The 16,608-nt window shown below is 73.5% G+C and carries 13 protein-coding genes and 1 pseudogene; 6 read left to right on the forward strand and 8 right to left on the reverse strand.

What is annotated here, in order from left to right:
• Window positions 1–326 precede the first annotated feature (326 nt).
• Entirely contained in the window at window positions 327–2,033 is a 1,707-nt protein-coding gene (locus tag H7H31_RS12735) for a glycerol-3-phosphate dehydrogenase/oxidase (RefSeq protein WP_187061115.1), read from the reverse strand.
• Between the two features lie 470 nt (window positions 2,034–2,503).
• Between H7H31_RS12735 and H7H31_RS12740 the strand changes: the two genes are divergently transcribed.
• Window positions 2,504–3,805, forward strand: coding sequence for a nucleotide sugar dehydrogenase (locus H7H31_RS12740; RefSeq protein WP_187063617.1), 1,302 nt, complete (start codon window positions 2,504–2,506; stop codon window positions 3,803–3,805).
• A 215-nt stretch (window positions 3,806–4,020) separates the two neighbouring features.
• Window positions 4,021–5,175 carry a sensor histidine kinase gene (locus H7H31_RS12745; RefSeq protein WP_187063618.1) on the forward strand — a complete coding sequence of 385 codons (1,155 nt, stop codon included), beginning with the start codon at window positions 4,021–4,023 and terminating at the stop codon, window positions 5,173–5,175.
• 181 nt (window positions 5,176–5,356) lie between these two features.
• Here H7H31_RS12745 and H7H31_RS12750 read toward each other — a convergent pair whose 3' ends face one another.
• Window positions 5,357–6,550: a rod shape-determining protein gene (locus H7H31_RS12750; protein WP_187063619.1), complete on the reverse strand. Its 1,194-nt coding sequence runs from the start codon at window positions 6,548–6,550 to the stop codon at window positions 5,357–5,359.
• A gap of 344 nt (window positions 6,551–6,894) precedes the next feature.
• Here H7H31_RS12750 and H7H31_RS12755 point away from each other — a divergent pair, with 344 nt between their 5' ends.
• Window positions 6,895–7,533 carry a hypothetical protein gene (locus H7H31_RS12755; RefSeq protein ID WP_187063620.1) on the forward strand — a complete coding sequence of 213 codons (639 nt, stop codon included), beginning with the start codon at window positions 6,895–6,897 and terminating at the stop codon, window positions 7,531–7,533.
• A gap of 168 nt (window positions 7,534–7,701) precedes the next feature.
• Here the strand turns inward: H7H31_RS12755 and H7H31_RS12760 are convergent, their stop codons facing one another.
• The 5 genes from H7H31_RS12760 to H7H31_RS12780 all read right to left on the reverse strand — a co-directional run bounded on the left by H7H31_RS12760 (window position 7,702) and on the right by H7H31_RS12780 (window position 12,746).
• Complete coding sequence (locus H7H31_RS12760; protein WP_187063621.1) at window positions 7,702–8,829, reverse strand: GuaB3 family IMP dehydrogenase-related protein; 1,128 nt, start codon at window positions 8,827–8,829, stop codon at window positions 7,702–7,704.
• 99 nt (window positions 8,830–8,928) lie between these two features.
• Window positions 8,929–9,195 carry a hypothetical protein gene (locus H7H31_RS12765; protein WP_187063622.1) on the reverse strand — a complete coding sequence of 89 codons (267 nt, stop codon included), beginning with the start codon at window positions 9,193–9,195 and terminating at the stop codon, window positions 8,929–8,931.
• A gap of 121 nt (window positions 9,196–9,316) precedes the next feature.
• A complete protein-coding gene (guaB, locus tag H7H31_RS12770) occupies window positions 9,317–10,819 on the reverse strand; it encodes an IMP dehydrogenase (protein WP_176163573.1) in 1,503 nt (500 codons plus the stop codon).
• Between the two features lie 270 nt (window positions 10,820–11,089).
• Complete coding sequence (locus H7H31_RS12775; protein WP_176163572.1) at window positions 11,090–11,692, reverse strand: sigma-70 family RNA polymerase sigma factor; 603 nt, start codon at window positions 11,690–11,692, stop codon at window positions 11,090–11,092.
• A 442-nt stretch (window positions 11,693–12,134) separates the two neighbouring features.
• Window positions 12,135–12,746, reverse strand: a complete 612-nt coding sequence (locus H7H31_RS12780; RefSeq protein ID WP_003948568.1) for a response regulator transcription factor — start codon at window positions 12,744–12,746, stop codon at window positions 12,135–12,137.
• A gap of 379 nt (window positions 12,747–13,125) precedes the next feature.
• Here H7H31_RS12780 and H7H31_RS12785 point away from each other — a divergent pair, with 379 nt between their 5' ends.
• Window positions 13,126–13,440 (forward strand): WhiB family transcriptional regulator, encoded by a 315-nt coding sequence (locus H7H31_RS12785; protein ID WP_176163571.1) that lies wholly within the window; start codon window positions 13,126–13,128, stop codon window positions 13,438–13,440.
• A 390-nt stretch (window positions 13,441–13,830) separates the two neighbouring features.
• On the opposite strand, the pseudogene H7H31_RS12790 reads toward H7H31_RS12785, so the two are convergent.
• Window positions 13,831–14,745 (reverse strand): annotated as a pseudogene (locus H7H31_RS12790) (LysR family transcriptional regulator); the annotation flags it as partial.
• A 79-nt stretch (window positions 14,746–14,824) separates the two neighbouring features.
• On the opposite strand from H7H31_RS12790, the gene H7H31_RS12795 reads away from it, so the two are divergent.
• Entirely contained in the window at window positions 14,825–15,499 is a 675-nt protein-coding gene (locus H7H31_RS12795) for an MOSC domain-containing protein (RefSeq protein WP_187063624.1), read from the forward strand.
• 106 nt (window positions 15,500–15,605) lie between these two features.
• Window positions 15,606–16,409 (forward strand): SDR family NAD(P)-dependent oxidoreductase, encoded by an 804-nt coding sequence (locus tag H7H31_RS12800; protein WP_187063625.1) that lies wholly within the window; start codon window positions 15,606–15,608, stop codon window positions 16,407–16,409.
• The last annotated feature ends 199 nt before the right edge of the window (window positions 16,410–16,608 follow it).

Genomic DNA, 16,608 nt, shown 5'->3' on the forward strand with positions numbered 1-16,608 from the left:
GGGCGACGGGGTGTCGCGCGAGGCGGGCGGGGGGCCAATCATTTCCCGCCACTCCTGGTTGAGCAGGGACGTTCGACGCGGCCCCAGCGGCGCGCCGCGCCCGCTGTTCCCTCGTCATTCCGTAGATATTCGGCCAAGGTTCGGCCGGACGTGGCCTCATCGGCCGCCCGTACGGAGGGCCGGCGCGCGGCCGGGCGCCCTCCGTACGGTCCGAGCGCCCGCGCGGGCCCGGGGCCGCCGGGGCGCTAGGCGCGGGCGGTCACAGCGGCTGGATGGACTGCGGGGCGCGGCGCGGCCGGCGCCGCCGGGGCGTCGGGCGCCGGCGGTCACAGCGGCTGGATCTCCGGCGCGCCCAGCCGTGCCGCGTCCGCCGTCAGGTCGTCCGGCTGGCGCTGCGACTCGCGCTCGGCCTCCACCCGCTTCTCGTACCGCTCGACCTCCCGCTCCACCTGCCCCGCGTCCCAGCCAAGGACCGGCGCCATCAGCTCGGCGACCTCGCGGGCGCTGTGCGTGCCGCGGTCGAAGGTCTCGATGGAGATGCGGGTGCGCCGGGTCAGCACGTCGTCCAGGTGGCGGGCGCCCTCGTGGGAGGCGGCGTAGACGATCTCGGCGCGCAGGTAGTCCTCGGCGTGCGGCAGCGGTTCGCCGAGCCGTGGGTCGGCGGCGATCATCTCCAGGAGTTCGTCGGCGAGCGAGCCGTACCGGTTCAGCAGGTGCTCGACCCGGGCCACGTGCAGCCCGGCGCGGCGGCCGAGTCGGGCCCGCGCGTTCCAGCGGGCGCGGTAGCCCTCGGCGCCCACCAGCGGCACGTCCTCGGTGACGCAGCCGGCGACGCGCTGGTCGAGCCCGTGCACGGCCTCGTCCACCGCGTCCTTGGCCATCACCCGGTACGTCGTGTACTTGCCGCCCGCGACCACGACCAGGCCCGGCAGCGGGTGCGCGACGGTGTGCTCGCGTGAGAGCTTGCTGGTCGCGTCCGACTCGCCGGCCAGCAGCGGGCGCAGCCCGGCGTACACGCCCTCCACGTCGTCCCGGGTGAGCGGCGTCGCGAGCACCGAGTTGACGTGTTCGAGCAGGTAGTCGATGTCGGCGCTGGAGGCGGCGGGGTGTGCCTTGTCCAAGTCCCAGTCGGTGTCCGTGGTGCCGATGATCCAGTGCCGGCCCCAGGGGATGACGAACAGCACGCTCTTCTCGGTGCGCAGGATCAGCCCGGTCGTGGAGTGGATGCGGTCCTTGGGCACGACCAGGTGGATGCCCTTGGAGGCGCGGACGTGGAACTGGCCGCGCTCGCCGATCATGGCCTGGGTGTCGTCGGTCCACACCCCGGTGGCGTTGACGACCTGTCGGGCGCGCACCTCGAACTCGCCGCCCTGCTCCAGGTCGGAGACCCGGGCCCCGACGACGCGCTCGCCCTCGCGCAGGAAGCCGACGACGCGGGCGCGGTTGGCCACGGTCGCGCCGTACGAGGCGGCGGTGCGCACCAGGGTCGTCACGAAGCGCGCGTCGTCCATCTGGGCGTCGTAGTACTGCAACGCGCCCACCAGCGCGTCCTTGCGCAGAGCGGGCGCCACGCGCAGCGCGCGGCCGCGCGTCAGGTGGCGGTGGACGGGCAGCCCGCGGCCGTGTCCCGAGGAGACCGACATGGCGTCGTAGAGGGCGACGCCCGAGCCCGCGTACAGCCGCTCCCAGCCCTTGTGCTGCAGCGGGTACAGGAACGGCACCGGCTTGACCAGGTGCGGCGCGAGCCGCTCCAGCAGCAGCCCGCGCTCCTTCAGCGCCTCGCGTACGAGGGCGAAGTCGAGCATCTCCAGGTACCGCAGCCCGCCGTGGATCAGCTTGCTGGACCGGCTGGAGGTGCCCGCCGCCCAGTCCCGCGCCTCGACCAGGCCGGTGGCCAGGCCGCGGGTCGCGGCGTCGAGCGCGGTGCCGGCGCCGACCACGCCAGCGCCGATGACCAGCACGTCCAGCTCCTGCCCCGCCATCTGGGCGAGCGCCGTGGCGCGCTCCGCCGGTCCCAGGGTCGCTGTCCTCACCACTGCCTCCCACTGTGATCGGGGTCACGCTCACTTCTGTACGATTTTGACCGCTTGGGGCCCGCCCAGCCAGCCTGCGCCGCCGTCCCGGCCCGCTACGCCACCCGAGTGACCAGCACCGCACGCCCCACACCCGGCGGCGCGCGGCACCCGGTTCCCCGCGCCACCGCACCCCCCGCCTACCCCGCCACCCACGGCCCTGCACTCCCGCCCCACGCGCCCGCGCGCCCGCGTGATCGCGCGCCCGCGCGTGACCTCCCCGCGCCACCCGCGCCCGGTCTCGGAGATCCACGCGCCGCGTACGCCGCCCCCGCCCCCGCACGCCCCCGTCGCGGGCCGCACCACGACGGGCCAGGCCCCCAAGCGGGCTACGCCGCGTCAGGCCCGACCCTCAATCCGCGCCGTGGGTCATATTTCCGCTTAGTGTGAATTCGCGCCATCCGGAATCGCCCGGGAAGGACGGCACCTCCATGCGCGCCGATCTCGCCGTCATCGGCCTCGGCCACCTCGGCCTCCCGCTCGCCCAGGCCGCGACCGCCGCCCACCTCCAGACCATCGGCTACGACCCCGACCCGCACACCGTCGCCGAACTCACCGCCGGCCGCCCGCCCGGCGGCTGCGCCGGGGGCGGCGCGGCGCAGCAGGAACCCGGGGCCGGCCCGCCGTCCGCGGCCGGCCTGCGCCGCATGCTGGCCGGGGGCTTCCGGGCCACCACCGACCCGGCCGTGCTCGGCCGCGTGCGCACCGCCGTCATCTGCGCGCCCACCCCGCTCGCCGCCGACCGGTCGCTCGACCTGACCGCCGTCGGCGACGCCGCCCGCACCCTCGCCGGCCACCTGCGCCCGCACACGACGGTGCTGCTCGAATCCACCGTCTACCCCGGCACCACCGAGGAGTTCCTCCGCCCGATCCTCGAAGCCGGCTCGGGGCTGCGCGCCGGGCGGGACTTCCACCTCGCCTACTCGCCCAGCCGGGTGGACCCCGGCAACCGCGCCTTCGGCTACGCCAACACGCCCAAGGTCATCGGCGGCCTCACGCCGGCCTGCACCGAGGCCGCCGCCGCCTGCTACGGGCGGTTCGCGGACAAGGTGGTCCGCGCCCGTGGCCCGCGCGAGGCGGAGGCGGTCAAGGTGCTGGAGAGCAACTACCGGCACGTCAACATCGCGCTGGTCAACGAGATGGCCATCTTCTGCCACGACATCGGCGTCGACCTGTGGGACGTGGTGCGCTGCGCGGAGACCAAACCGTTCGGGTTCCAGGCGTTCCGCCCCGGGCCCGGCGTCGGCGGCCCCGGCGTCGCCGTCGACCCGGGCCACCTCGGCTACCCGGGCCGCACCCTCGGCTACCCGCTGCGGATGGTCGCACTGGCCCAGGAGGTCAACGGCCGGATGCCGCGCTACGTCACCCAGCGCTGCGCGACCCTGCTCAACGAGCACGGCAAGTCGGCGCGCGGCGCGCGGGTGCTGCTGCTCGGCGTCAGCTACAAGCCCGATGTCGCCGACCAGACCAGCGCCCCCGCCCGCGAGATCGCCTCCCGCCTCCAGGAACTGGGCGCCCAGCTCAGCTTCCACGACCCGTACGTCCCGCGCTGGCGTGTGCACGGCCGCCCGGTGCCGCGCGCCGAGTCCCCGTACGAGGCCGCGGCGGACGCCGACCTGACCGTGCTGCTCCAGCAGCACCGCACGTACGACCTCCAGGGCCTGGCCGCCAAGGCCCAACTCCTCCTGGACACCCGCGGCGCCAGCCCGGCCGGCACGGCCCACCGCCTCTAGCCCGCGCGGCCCCCTCACGCGCCCCCCGTGCCCCACGTCCTTCGGTCGTGAGCCTGGCGACATAACGGTCACACCGCCGCACATTCGCTCTATCGTGAACAGGACCCGTTCCACGCCCGTACGCGCGCGCGTACGCCGACCGGCACGCGCGCCGTGCCCCGACCCACCCCAACAGCCGGCCCCTGCGCCTTTCCACGAACCCTCCGGGCGGACCGATGCCGCGACTGAGCACGCGCCGGGCGGCGGCGTGGGCGGAGGACCGGTTCCTCGCCCTGGTCCGCTCGCCCCGCCGCGACCTGCTGCTCGCCGTCGCCGTCGCGGTCATCGTCGTCCCCGCGACGCTGCTGCGCCCGGAACTCGGGCTGGTCCGCGAACTCTGGCTGACCCTGCTGATCGCGCTGGCGGGCACCGCCGCCATCGCCGTCCGCCGCCGGCACCCGACCGCCTTCGCGGGCGCGGCGGGCGCCGTCTTCCTCGCCAGCGGGCAACACCTGCCGCTGTACGTGGCCACCTACACCGCCGTCCGGCTGCGCCGCCCCTGGCTCGCGCTCGCCACCGTCGCGGTGCCGATCGCCGCGTGGACCACCAGCCGCGCCTTCGACGGCGCGGCCCTCTTCGAGGAGCGGCCGGTCCTGAACGAACTCGGCGAACTCCTCTTCCCCGCCCTGCTCGGCCTCGCCGTGGGCGCCCAACAGACCGCCGAGCGCTCCCGGCGGGCCCAGTGGGAGAGCGAACTGCGGGCCCGCGAGCTCGACGAGCGCAACCGCATCAGCGCCCTCGTCCACGACGGCGTGGGCCACCGGATCAGCCTGATGTCGATCCAGGCCGCCTCCATCGAGGTGCAGCCCGGCACGGACGAGCGCACCCGGAACAAGTGCTGGGCCATCTCGGACGCCGCCGGCGAGGCCATGGAGGAACTCCGGGTCGCCCTGGAGATGCTGCGCCGCCCGGCCTCCGTGGCCCGCCCGAGCGAGCCCCTGCTGAACGAGCTGGAACCGCTCCTGCGCACCTACCGCGCGCACGGCATGCCGCTGGAGGCCGAGGTGTCGGCGGCGGCCCACGACGCCCCCGAGCAGGCGCAACGACTGTGCTCCCGGGTGCTGCGCGAGGGCCTGAACAACGCGGCCCGGCACGCCCGCGGCGCCGCCACCCACCTGCGCGTCACCCGCGCCGGCGACACGCTGCGGGCCAGCGTCGTCAACGCCCCACCGCCCGGGCCACGACAGTCGCTGCCGGGCACCGGTCAGGGCATCAACGCGCTGGCCGAGACGCTGGTGCGCGTCGGCGGCACGCTGCGCGCGGAACCCACACCCGACGGCGGCTTCCGCCTCACCGCCGAACTCCCCCTGACCGATCCCGACCCCGACTGACTCCGGCTCGACCACGGCCCCCGGCTGACGCTGACGCTGACGCTGACCGCGACTCCGGCTGGCCACCGCCGGGCGCGGCCCTCCCCCGTACGCCACCGGGCCCGGCCTCCCCGTACGCGGCCGGGCCCGACGTCCGCTGAACGCCACGGCCACCGTCACCGCCGTCCGGCGGGCGCGGGGCTCAGACCCGGGACATCTGCACCAGGCGCTGCGGCTGCGCGTCCAGCACCTTGCGCAGCGCGTCGAAGTCCTCCACGCACCGCCCGGTGCCCACCGCCACGCAGTCCAGCGGCTCGTCGGCGACCAGTACCGGAATGTCCAGCTCCTGGCTGAGCCGGGTGTCGAGGCCACGCAGCAGCGCCCCGCCGCCGGTCAGCACGATGCCACGGTCCATGATGTCGCCGGCCAGCTCCGGCGGCGTCTCGTCCAGCGTCTGCCGCACCGCGCTGACGATCGCCTCCACGGGTTCCGACAGCGCGTGCCGCACCTCGTCCGCCGTCAGCTCCAACGTCTTGGGCAGCCCGCTGGCGTGGTCCCGGCCGCGCACCGTGCACCGGTCCGGCGGCACCAGCGCCTGGGTACGCTCCGTGTCGCTCTCCGCCGCGCCCTCGGCCACCTGCTCGACCGCGGCGGCCTGCTCCGCGGGCAACTCCACGTCGGACCCGGCCCGCCGGCTGAGCGCGTCCAGGGTCTGCGCCGACCAGTAACCGGTGGGCGCCGCCGAGCCGATGGCCATCTTCACGTGCTCCGCCGTGCGCTCCCCCATCGCCAGCGAGTGCGCCTTCTTGACGTACGACGTGATCGCCGCGTCCATCGCGTCGCCCGCCGTACGGACCGAGCGCGCGGTGACGATGCCGCCCATCGAGATCACGGCGACCTCGGTGGTGCCGCCACCGATGTCCACGATCATGCTGCCGGTGGGCTCGCCGACCGGCAGCCCGGCGCCGATCGCCGCGGCCATCGGCTCCTCCACCAGGTGCACCTGCCGCACCCCGGCCTGCGAGGCGGCCTCGATGACCGCGCGCCGCTCCACACCGGTGATCCCGGACGGCACGCAGATCACCACCCGGGGCCGGGAGAACCGGCGCCCACCGCTGACCTTCTTGATGAAGTGCCGAAGCATCCGCTCGGCTATCTCGAAATCGGCGATGACCCCGTCCCGCAGGGGGCGCACCGCCACGATGTTGGAGGGCGTACGGCCGATGGTGCGCTTGGCCTCCGACCCCACCGACAGCACCGTGCCGTCCACCGCGTTGACGGCGACGACCGATGGTTCGTTGAGCACGATCCCCTTGCCCCGCACGTACACCAGGGTGTTCGCGGTGCCGAGGTCGATGCCCATGTCACGTCCGCTGAACGACTTACTTTGCGCCATAAGATGAGATTATTCCCTATGCCGGATTCTTATCTCGGCTTAACGCCCGCCAGATGGCGCCCCCCTGAGCCCCTTCCGACCTGCGAGACCCCCACGGCCCCCGCTCCACAAGCGGTCGCATGCTGTGGAGGCCCTGCACCAACTCTTCACGGCCGACAGCGCCGAATGGGCATATAGCGGGCCAGGTTGTCTCGGGCACGTCCCAGGCGTGTCACGGACAACTCCTCAGCTTGTCTGACCGTCCGACCAAGCTGTTAGTTTGTGGCTCGAAAATAACCAACCGCACTCCACCTTTTTCTGTCCCCGGAGCGCGGTCGCACACACCTTCATCCCCGGGGGATCTCATGAGCCAGCCTTGGCAGCAACCACAACAGCCCCAGCAGCCCCAGCAGCCAGGCGGGTACCCGCAGCAACAGGGTGGCTACGGCTACCCGCAGCAGCCCTACCCCGGGGGCCAGCAGCAGCCCCAGTACGGCGGTGGTTTCCCGCCACCGGCCCCCGCCCCCGCGCCGCAGGGCAACGTGGGCCTCGCCCTCCTGGCCGGTGTCGCCGCCGCCCTCGTCGGCGGGCTGCTCTACGCCTTCCTGCTGAGCGCGCTGGCGGACACGGACGGCCAGCAGCCGGAGATCACGCAGTTCGCCTACGCGGGTGTGGCGCTGGGCGCGCTCGTCGGCTTCGTCGTCGCCAAGCTGGGCGGGCGCAACCAGGGCCTGTGGATCGTCGGCGCGGTCTTCGCCCTCATCGCCGTCTTCCTCGGTGAGATGTACGGCTACGCGCTGGTGGCCAGCGACTTCCTGTCCAACGTCGCGGAGCGCATGGGTGGGGACAGCAGCCAGGCGCCGTCCGCCAACGAGTTCTTCTTCGACCACTTCGGCGACCTGTACGACGGCTGGAAGGAAGACGCCGACGCCCTGACGTACATCTTCATGGCGCTGTCGCCGATCGCCGCCTACGGTGCCGCGCACAAGCTGAGCAACCGCTGAGCGACGGGCTGACGCCCACCCCACGCACCAACGCCGCGCCCCGCCGAGTCAATCGGCGGGGCGCGGCGCTGTGTTGGACCGTGGCCGCCGGAAGTCGGTGAGCCGGCCGCGCGGGGCGCGGGCCGGCTCGGTGGCGGGGCGGCCGGGCAGGTCAGGGCTGGTGAGTCGTCACCGCTTGTCGTGCTGCGACGGGGCGACCGTCACCTCGACCCGCTGGAACTCCTTCAGCTCCGAGTAGCCGGTGGTGGCCATCGAGCGGCGGAGCGCGCCGAAGAAGTTCATCGAACCGTCGGGGATGTGCGAGGGGCCGAGCAGGATCTCCTCGGTGCTGCCGACCGCGCCGAGGTTCATCCGCTTGCCGCGCGGCACGTCCTCGTGGACGGCCTCCATGCCCCAGTGGTAGCCGCGACCCGGCGCGTCGGTGGCGCGGGCCAGCGGGGAACCCATCATCACGGCGTCCGCGCCGCAGGCGATCGCCTTGGGCAGGTCACCCGACCAGCCGACGCCGCCGTCGGCGATGACGTGCACGTACCGGCCGCCGGACTCGTCCATGTAGTCCCGGCGCGCGGCGGCGACGTCGGCCACCGCGGTCGCCATCGGGACCTGGATGCCCAGCACGTTGCGCGTGGTGTGCGCGGCGCCGCCACCGAAGCCGACCAGGACGCCCGCCGCGCCGGTGCGCATCAGGTGCAGGGCAGCGGTATACGTGGCGCAGCCACCGACGATGACCGGCACGTCGAGTTCGTAGATGAACTGCTTGAGGTTGAGCGGCTCGGCGGCGCCGGAGACGTGCTCGGCCGAGACGGTGGTGCCGCGGATGACGAAGATGTCCACGCCCGCGTCGACCACGGCCTTGGAGAACTGCGCGGTGCGCTGCGGGGAGAGCGCGGCGGCCGTCACGACGCCGGAGTCCCGCACCTCCTTGATGCGCTGGCCGATCAGCTCTTCCTTGATCGGGGCCTCGTAGATCTCCTGGAGCCGACGCGTGGCGGTGTGCTCGTCCAACTCGGCGATCTCGGCGAGCAGCGGCTCGGGGTCCTCGTACCGGGTCCACAGCCCTTCGAGGTTGAGCACGCCGAGTCCGCCCAGCTCACCGATGCGGATCGCGGTCCGCGGCGAGACGACCGAGTCCATCGGCGCGGCCAGGAACGGCAGCTCAAAGCGGTAGGCGTCGATCTGCCAGGCGATCGAGACCTCCTTGGGGTCCCGGGTGCGACGACTCGGCACGATGGCGATGTCGTCGAACGCGTACGCCCTGCGACCGCGCTTGCCGCGGCCGATCTCGATCTCAGTCACTGTGTGGCCCTTCCTACGGATTACGCCCCCAGTATCCCCGACCGGGGGCACTGGGGGCGCACGGGATGCCCTGCGGGCGCATCACGCGAGGCCGCGCGCTCACTCCTCGACGAGGACCTGGGTGAAGTCCACGACGTGTACCACCAGGACCAGCAGCAGGCCGTCGCTGACCAGGTACTCGATGCCGATGTTCGGGGTCAGCGCCAGCGAGCGGGTGGTCTCGTCGCCCGAGATGGGCACCGAGATCTTCGGCTGCGGGTCCTGCGCCAACACCGACAGGCCCCGCTCCAGCAGGGCCCGGCGGTCGCCGGGGAGCTCGTCGCGGACCCGGGCCGCTTCCTCAGTGAACTTCACCGCGTACAGCATCGGACCCCCTTCGGTCGGCGCCGACGAGCGTAGCGGCTGTCGGCCCGCCCCGGGGCCGGAACGGCGATCGGCCCGGCCGTGGGGCGGCCGGGCCGAGCGCACCAGTCGGTAAAGCCGCCGGTCAGCGCCGCGAGTAGTTCGGCGCCTCGCTCGTCATCTGGATGTCGTGCGGGTGGCTCTCCTTGAGGCCCGCCGCGGTGATGCGCACGAAGCGGCCCTTGTCCTTGAGCTCGGCCACGTTGGCGGAGCCGACGTACCCCATGGACGCGCGCAGGCCGCCGACGAGCTGGTGGGCGACCGAGGCGAGCGGGCCACGGTAGGGCACCTGGCCCTCGATGCCCTCGGGGACGAGCTTGTCCTCGGACAGGACGTTGTCCTGGAAGTAGCGGTCCTTGGAGAACGAACGGGCCTGGCCACGGGACTGCATGGCGCCCAGCGAGCCCATGCCCCGGTAGGACTTGAACTGCTTGCCGTTGATGAAGACCATCTCGCCGGGCGACTCCTCGCAGCCGGCGAGCAGGCTGCCCAGCATCACGGTGTCCGCGCCGGCCGCGATGGCCTTCGCGATGTCGCCCGAGTACTGCAGGCCGCCGTCGCCGATCAGCGGCACGCCCGCCGCGTGGCAGGCGCGGGCCGCCTCGTAGATCGCCGTCACCTGCGGCACGCCGATGCCGGCCACCACGCGCGTGGTGCAGATCGAGCCCGGGCCCACGCCGACCTTCACGCCGTCCACGCCGGAGTCGATCAGCGCCTGGGCGCCGTCCCGGGTGGCGACGTTGCCGCCCACGACGTCCACCCGGACGTTCGACTTGATCTTGGCGATCATGTCGAGAATGCCGCGGCTGTGCCCGTGCGCGCTGTCCACCACCAGGAAGTCGGCCCCGGCCTCCACCAGCGCCTGCGCCCGGTCGAACGCCTCGTCGCCCACGCCGACGGCCGCGCCGACGACCAGCCGGCCCTCGGCGTCCTTGGCCGCGTGCGGGTACTGCTCGGCCTTGACGAAGTCCTTGACCGTGATGAGGCCCTTGAGCACGCCCGCCTCGTCGACCAGCGGCAGCTTCTCGATCTTGTGGCGACGCAGCAACTGCATCGCGTCCTCGCCGGAGATCCCCACCTTGCCGGTGACCAGCGGCATCGGCGTCATGACCTCGCGCACCTGGCGGCTGCGGTCCAGCTCGAAGGCCATGTCGCGGTTGGTGACGATGCCGAGCAGCTTGCCCGCCTCGTCGGTGACCGGCACGCCGCTGATGCGGAACTTCGCGCAGAGCGCGTCCGCCGTGTGCAGCGAGGCGTCCGGGCGGACCGTGATCGGGTCGGTGACCATGCCGGACTCGGAGCGCTTGACCAGGTCGACCTGGTTGGCCTGGTCCTCGATGGAGAGGTTGCGGTGCAGCACGCCCGCGCCGCCCTGGCGGGCCATCGCGATCGCCATCCGCGACTCGGTGACCTTGTCCATCGCCGCGGACAGCAGGGGGATGTTGACCCGCACGTTGCGGGAGATCCTGGACGAGGTGTCCACCGCGTTGGGCAGCACCTCGGAGGCGCCCGGCAGCAGCAGCACGTCGTCGTACGTCAGCCCGAGCATCGCGAACTTCTCAGGCACTCCGTCGACGTTGTCAGTCATGACACCCTTCCAGATGGTCTTGCCTCGGCGCGGACTCCCATGCTAACGGGCGGGGCGACCCCAACATTCCGCCCTCCGGCCACCCGGATGCCGCATTCCCCTTCCGGGCCGGTCAGCCGACTCGCCACCGGCCGTACGTCCCCCGCTCCACCCGCCCAACGTCCCCGCTCGGCCGGGACCACGGGCCCGCCGGGGGGTGGAAGCGGGTGGAGCGAGAGGCGGATGGGACGGGGAGCGGGTGGGCCGGGCGAGCGGTGTGGGCGTCGGACCCTACTGCTCGGCGAGGGCTCTCAGCCGGCTCAGCGCGCGGTGCTGGGCGACCCGGACCGCGCCCGGCGACATGCCGAGCACCTGCCCGGTCTCCTCCGCGGTCAGGCCGACCGCGACCCGCAGCAGGACCAGCTCGCGCTGGTGCTCGGGGAGGTTGGCCAGCAGCTTCTTGGCCCAGGCGGCGTCGCTGCTGAGCAGGGCGCGCTCCTCGGGGCCGAGCGAGTCGTCGGGCTGCTCGGGCATCTCGTCGGAGGGCACGGCCGTGCTGCCGGGGCGGCGCATCGCGGCCCGCTGGAGATCGGCCACCTTGTGCGCGGCGATGGCGACGACGAACGCCTCGAAGGGCTTGCCCGTGTCGCGGTAGCGCGGCAGCGCGCACAGCACCGCGAGGCAGACTTCCTGCGCCAGGTCGTCCACGAAGTGCCGGGCGTCGCCCGGCAGCCGGGACAGCTTCCTGCGGCAGTACCGCAGGGCGAGTGGGTGCACGAGGGCGAGGAGGTCGTGGGTGGCCCGATCGTCGCCCGCGGTGGCGCGGCGGACGAGGGTTCCGATGTCGCCAGGGCCCGCGGCCACGGCCGACCCTGGCTTCTCGTCGTCACGCATCGGTCCATGGTGCCTTGGCGCCGCGACTTCCGTGGCACCGCGCCCGTGGTTGTACGTCGAAGCGTTATAAGCGGGAGCGTTCGCACTCACCTCGCGCGCCCTCCCCTCACGCCTGCCCAAGCCGTCCCCGAGGAACTCCATGCCTCAAGGATGCGGCAGCGCGGGCCGAACTGACACAAGCGACTGCCGCATCCGCCGCCCAGCACGCGGCCGGCTCGCCCACGGCGGTGGCCTCTTCGCTGGTCACGCGCGTGCGGAAGGTGACGTACGACCCACTCAAATCGGTTCCGGAGGCGTTCGTTCCCGCCGCCCCCGCCCACCGCGCGGCGGACGGGGCGCGTCACGCCGCCACCACGCCCCACGGGGCGACGCGGGCGGTCAGCGGCACCGTCAGCGTCGTCCACCCAGCGAGCGGGAGGCAGGCGATCCATGGCGAGGGGCCCTAGCGGACCAGACCCCAGCGGAAGCCCAGCGCGACGGCGTGGGCCCGGTCCGAGGCGCCGAGCTTCTTGAACAGCCGCCTCGCGTGCGTCTTCACCGTGTCCTCGGAGAGGAACAGCTCCCGGCCGATCTCGGCGTTCGAGCGGCCGTGGCTCATGCCCTCCAGGACCTGGATCTCGCGCGCCGTGAGCGTGGGCGCCGCGCCCATCTCGGCCGAGCGCAGCCGGCGCGGGGCCAGCCGCCAGGTCGGGTCGGCGAGCGCCTGCGTCACGGTGGCCCGCAACTCGGCGCGCGAGGCGTCCTTGTGCAGATAGCCGCGGGCGCCGGCGGCGACCGCGAGGGCCACGCCGTCCAGGTCCTCGGCGACCGTCAGCATGATGATCCGGGCACCGGGGTCGGCGGACAGCAGGCGGCGCACGGTCTCCACGCCACCGAGTCCCGGCATCCGTACGTCCATCAGAATCAGGTCCGAGCGGTCGGCGCCCCAGCGGCGGAGGACTTCCTCGCCGTTGGCCGCAGTCGTCACGCGCTCGACGCCGGGCACGGTCGCCACCGCGCGGCGCAGCGCCTCTCGGGCAAGCGGGGAGTCGTCGCAAACGAGGACGGAAGTCATGGCCGCCCTCCGGAGCTGATGCGCGTCACCTTGAGCCTCCAGGCTGGGTACTTTTCGTCACCTGAGCGGTCGATCCGTCGGACATCTGCCCGAGCGCTTCATTCATCAACCGCCTCGCACTCTCAACGACGGTCACCCGAAAGAGTTACGGGGTGAGAGGGCCACCTTCGGCACGCTCCGTGAGGGGAGGAACACGTTCCGAACCGCGAGCCGCAGGCCGCGCCTCCTTCGGATCCTTTGCCCTATTTGGTGGCTTTTACTTCATTTCGGCGGCGTCTATGGCTAGATTCGCAATGAGTCATATTTACATCTGCTTACACAGCAGATGCGCGACCACGCGACACCCCGTCCGCATCAGATCGCCTGCAAGGGGATAGCAATGGCAGATTTCTCCCGCCTTCCCGGACCCAACGCCGACCTGTGGGACTGGCAGTTGCTGGCCGCGTGCCGGGGGGTCGACAGCTCGCTCTTCTTCCACCCCGAGGGCGAGCGCGGCGCGGCGCGCAGCGCGCGTGAGACCTCGGCCAAGGAGGTGTGCATGCGGTGCCCGGTGCGCGCCGAGTGCGCGGCCCACGCGCTCGCCGTGCGGGAGCCGTACGGCGTGTGGGGCGGCCTGACGGAGGACGAGCGCGAGGAACTGATGGGGCGCGCGCGCCACCGGGCGATCGCCGCCGCCACCCCGTCGGCGAGCTGACGCCCCGCTCCGATCAGCAGAAACGTTTCTCCTGCCTGTGGGTCACCCCGAGCCTTTCCGGCCCGTCGGCCGCACCGCAACCCCCGCCGTACCGCATGAGCTGACCGCCGCACCGGCGGCCCACTTCCCACCCGTTTGGCGGAGCGCGGCGCGAGCAATGTGCGCGGGCGCGAACCCCGCTGACGCGTCGGCGGAGCGCGACCGAGGCGGGGCCCCGGTTCAGCGGGCGGCGTGCCGCGCGTCCGGCCGGCCGGACGCGGACCGTGCCGTGGCGACGGCGGCGACGGCGTCGGCCGTGGGGTCGGGTACGGCGTCGAGTGCGATGTCGGGGGCCGCGTCGGCAACGGCCGGGTCGGCGGTGGCGGCGGGCCGCGGCGGGTGGCCGACGGCGCGTCGGGAGGCGAGTTCCAGTCGGTCCAGGGTGGCCGCCACGGCCGGGACACGCGTCAGGTCGGGCAGCGTGAGCGCCACCACCTCGCGGTGCACGGCGGGCTCGACGCGCACCGTACGCACCCCCTTCGTCCGCACCGACTCCAGCGCCAGTTCGGGCAGCACCGCGACGCCCAGGCCCGCGCCGACCAGGCCGACCACGGCCGGGTAGTCGTCGGTGGCGAAGTCGATGCGGGGCGTGAAGCCCGCCTCCTCGCAGACCTCGACCAGGTGCCGGCGGCAGCGCGGACAGCCCGCGATCCACGGTTCCTCGGCCAGTTCCGCGATCCCCACCACCCGCGCCTCGGCGAACCGGTGCCCCTCGGGGACCAGGCCGATCAGCCGGTCGGTCAGCAGCGGGCGTACCGCCAGGTCGCTCCACTCGGCCGCGTCCCGCGGGGTGCCGGCCGCGCCGCCGACCCCCGGATAGCGGAAGGCCAGCGCGATCTCGCACTCGCCCGCCCGCAGCAGTTCCACCGAGCGCGGCGGCTCGGCGTCCACCAGCGAGACCTCGGTGCCCGGGTGGGCCGCGCGCAGCTCGGCCAGGGCGGTGGGCACCAGCGCGGAGCTGCCGCTCGGGAAGGAGACCAGCCGCACCCGGCCCGCGCGAAGCCCGGCGATGGCGGCCACCTCCTCCTCGGCGGCGGTCAGCCCGGCCAGGATGCCGACCGCGTGCCGCAGCAGGGCGCGGCCCGCCTCGGTCAGCCGGATCTCGCGGCCCGTACGGACCAGCAACGCGGTGCCCGCGGCCTGCTCCAGGGCCTTCATCTGCTGGCTGACCGCCGGCTGCGTACAGCCCAGGTCGCGCGCCGCCGCGGAGAAGGAACCGGTGGAGTCCACCGCGCGCAGCACTCGGAGGTGACGGGCCTCGATCATGCTTCGAGCATAAGGGACCCTTGGGGGGAAACGTAAAATTTCGCTCGACGCTTTGGGGGCGGGTCGCTACCGTGCGGGCATGTACGTGCTCTCACTGAACCTCGGCCGCCCGGAGCGCTCCGCGCACACCGACGCCGAGCACACCGGTATCGACAAGCGGCCCGTCACGGGCCCGGTGGCCGTCAGCGCCCCCGGGCCCAAGGGCGTCGGGGCCAGCGGGTTGGCCGGGGACGCCGTCTGCGACATCCGCCACCACGGCGGCGACGACCAGGCGGTCTACGCGTACGCGCGCGAGGACCTCGACATGTGGGAGGGCGAGTTGGGCCGCGCGCTGCCCAGCGGCGTCTTCGGCGAGAACCTCACCACCAGCGGGCTCGACGTCAACGGCGCGCTGATCGGGGAGCGTTGGCGGATCGGGCGCTCGCTGCTGCTCGAGGTGACCTCGCCGCGCACGCCCTGCCGCACCTTCGCGGGCTTCCTCGGCGAGCAGCGCTGGGTGAAGCGGTTCACGCAGGCCAGGTTGCCCGGCGCGTACCTGCGCGTCATCGAGCCGGGCGAGATCAGCGCCGGGGACCCGATCGAGATCGCGTACCGGCCCGAGCACGAGGTGAGCGTCGCCTTCCTGTTCCGCGCCAGCTCCGGCGAACCCGACCTGTGGCCACGGGTGTTGGCGGCCGGGCGGGCGCTGCACCCGGAGGCGTACGAGAAGGCGCTGCGGCGCGCGGAGGCGGGTGCGCGCCGCGAGAGTTCCTAGTTCGTCCCGCTCGGCCCGGATGGCGGCGCGCCGCGCGGCCGTGGCGCGGCACTGACCAGGGGCGTCCGTGCTCGCCGTCGCGCCGGGGCCGGATAGCGTGCCCCGTATGACGACTGCACTGATCACGGGAGCGACGGCGGGCATCGGCGCGGCGTTCGCGCGGCGGCTGGCCGCACAGGGAACCGCGCAGGCCAAGGGGCACGGGGCCGGGCACAACCTGGTACTGGTGGCGCGCGACGCGGGGCGGCTGCGGGAGCAGGCGGCGGAGTTGCACGACCGGCACGGCGTGGAGGTCGAGGTGATCTCCGCCGACCTGTCCGACGAGGCGGGCATCGCGGCCGTCGAGGAGCGGCTCGGGGACCGCGCGCGCCCGGTCGACCTGCTGGTCAACAACGCCGGGTTCGGCAACAAGGGCCAGTTCCTGGACGTCCCGGTGGCGGACGAGCTGACGATGCTGAAGGTGCACTGCGAGGCCGTGTTGCGGCTGACCATGGCGGCCGTGGCGCCGATGCGCGAGCGGGGTCGCGGCGGGGTGGTGAACGTGGCCTCGGTGGCGGCGTTCGTGCCGCGCGGCACGTACGGGGCGAGCAAGGCGTGGGTCGTGCAGTTCACCCAGGGCGCGGCCCACGACCTGGGCGACTCGGGGGTGCGGCTGATGGCGCTGTGCCCGGGGTTCGTGCGGACGGAGTTCCACCAGCGGGCCGGGATGGACACCGGCAACATTCCCGGCTGGATGTGGCTGGACGCGGACCGGCTGGTGGACGCGGCACTCAAGGACCTGGCGCGCGGCAAGTCGCTGTCGGTGCCCGACCCCCGGTACAAGGCCCTGACCGGCCTGGCCAGGCTCGCGCCCCGCGCCGCGCTGGCCCGCGCCTCCTCCGGGACCGGCCGCCGCTACGGGCCGCGCTGACCCCTGTCCCGGATTCTTCAACCGGTCGCGTACGTAAGCGAGTTGGCGCCTGCCCTCGCACGACCCGTACGCCTCGTACACCCCGTACGCCTCGTACGGGCACGCGGCCCCCGCCGATTGCCGTCCGGCACGGCGCGCCCCGCGCGCGGCCGGATGTCAGGGCCATGTCCAGCGGTGGCCCGCTCCGGCCGGCCCGGGC

The sequence above is a fragment of the Streptomyces buecherae genome (assembly GCF_014295035.1).
GTDB lineage: Bacteria > Actinomycetota > Actinomycetes > Streptomycetales > Streptomycetaceae > Streptomyces > Streptomyces youssoufiensis.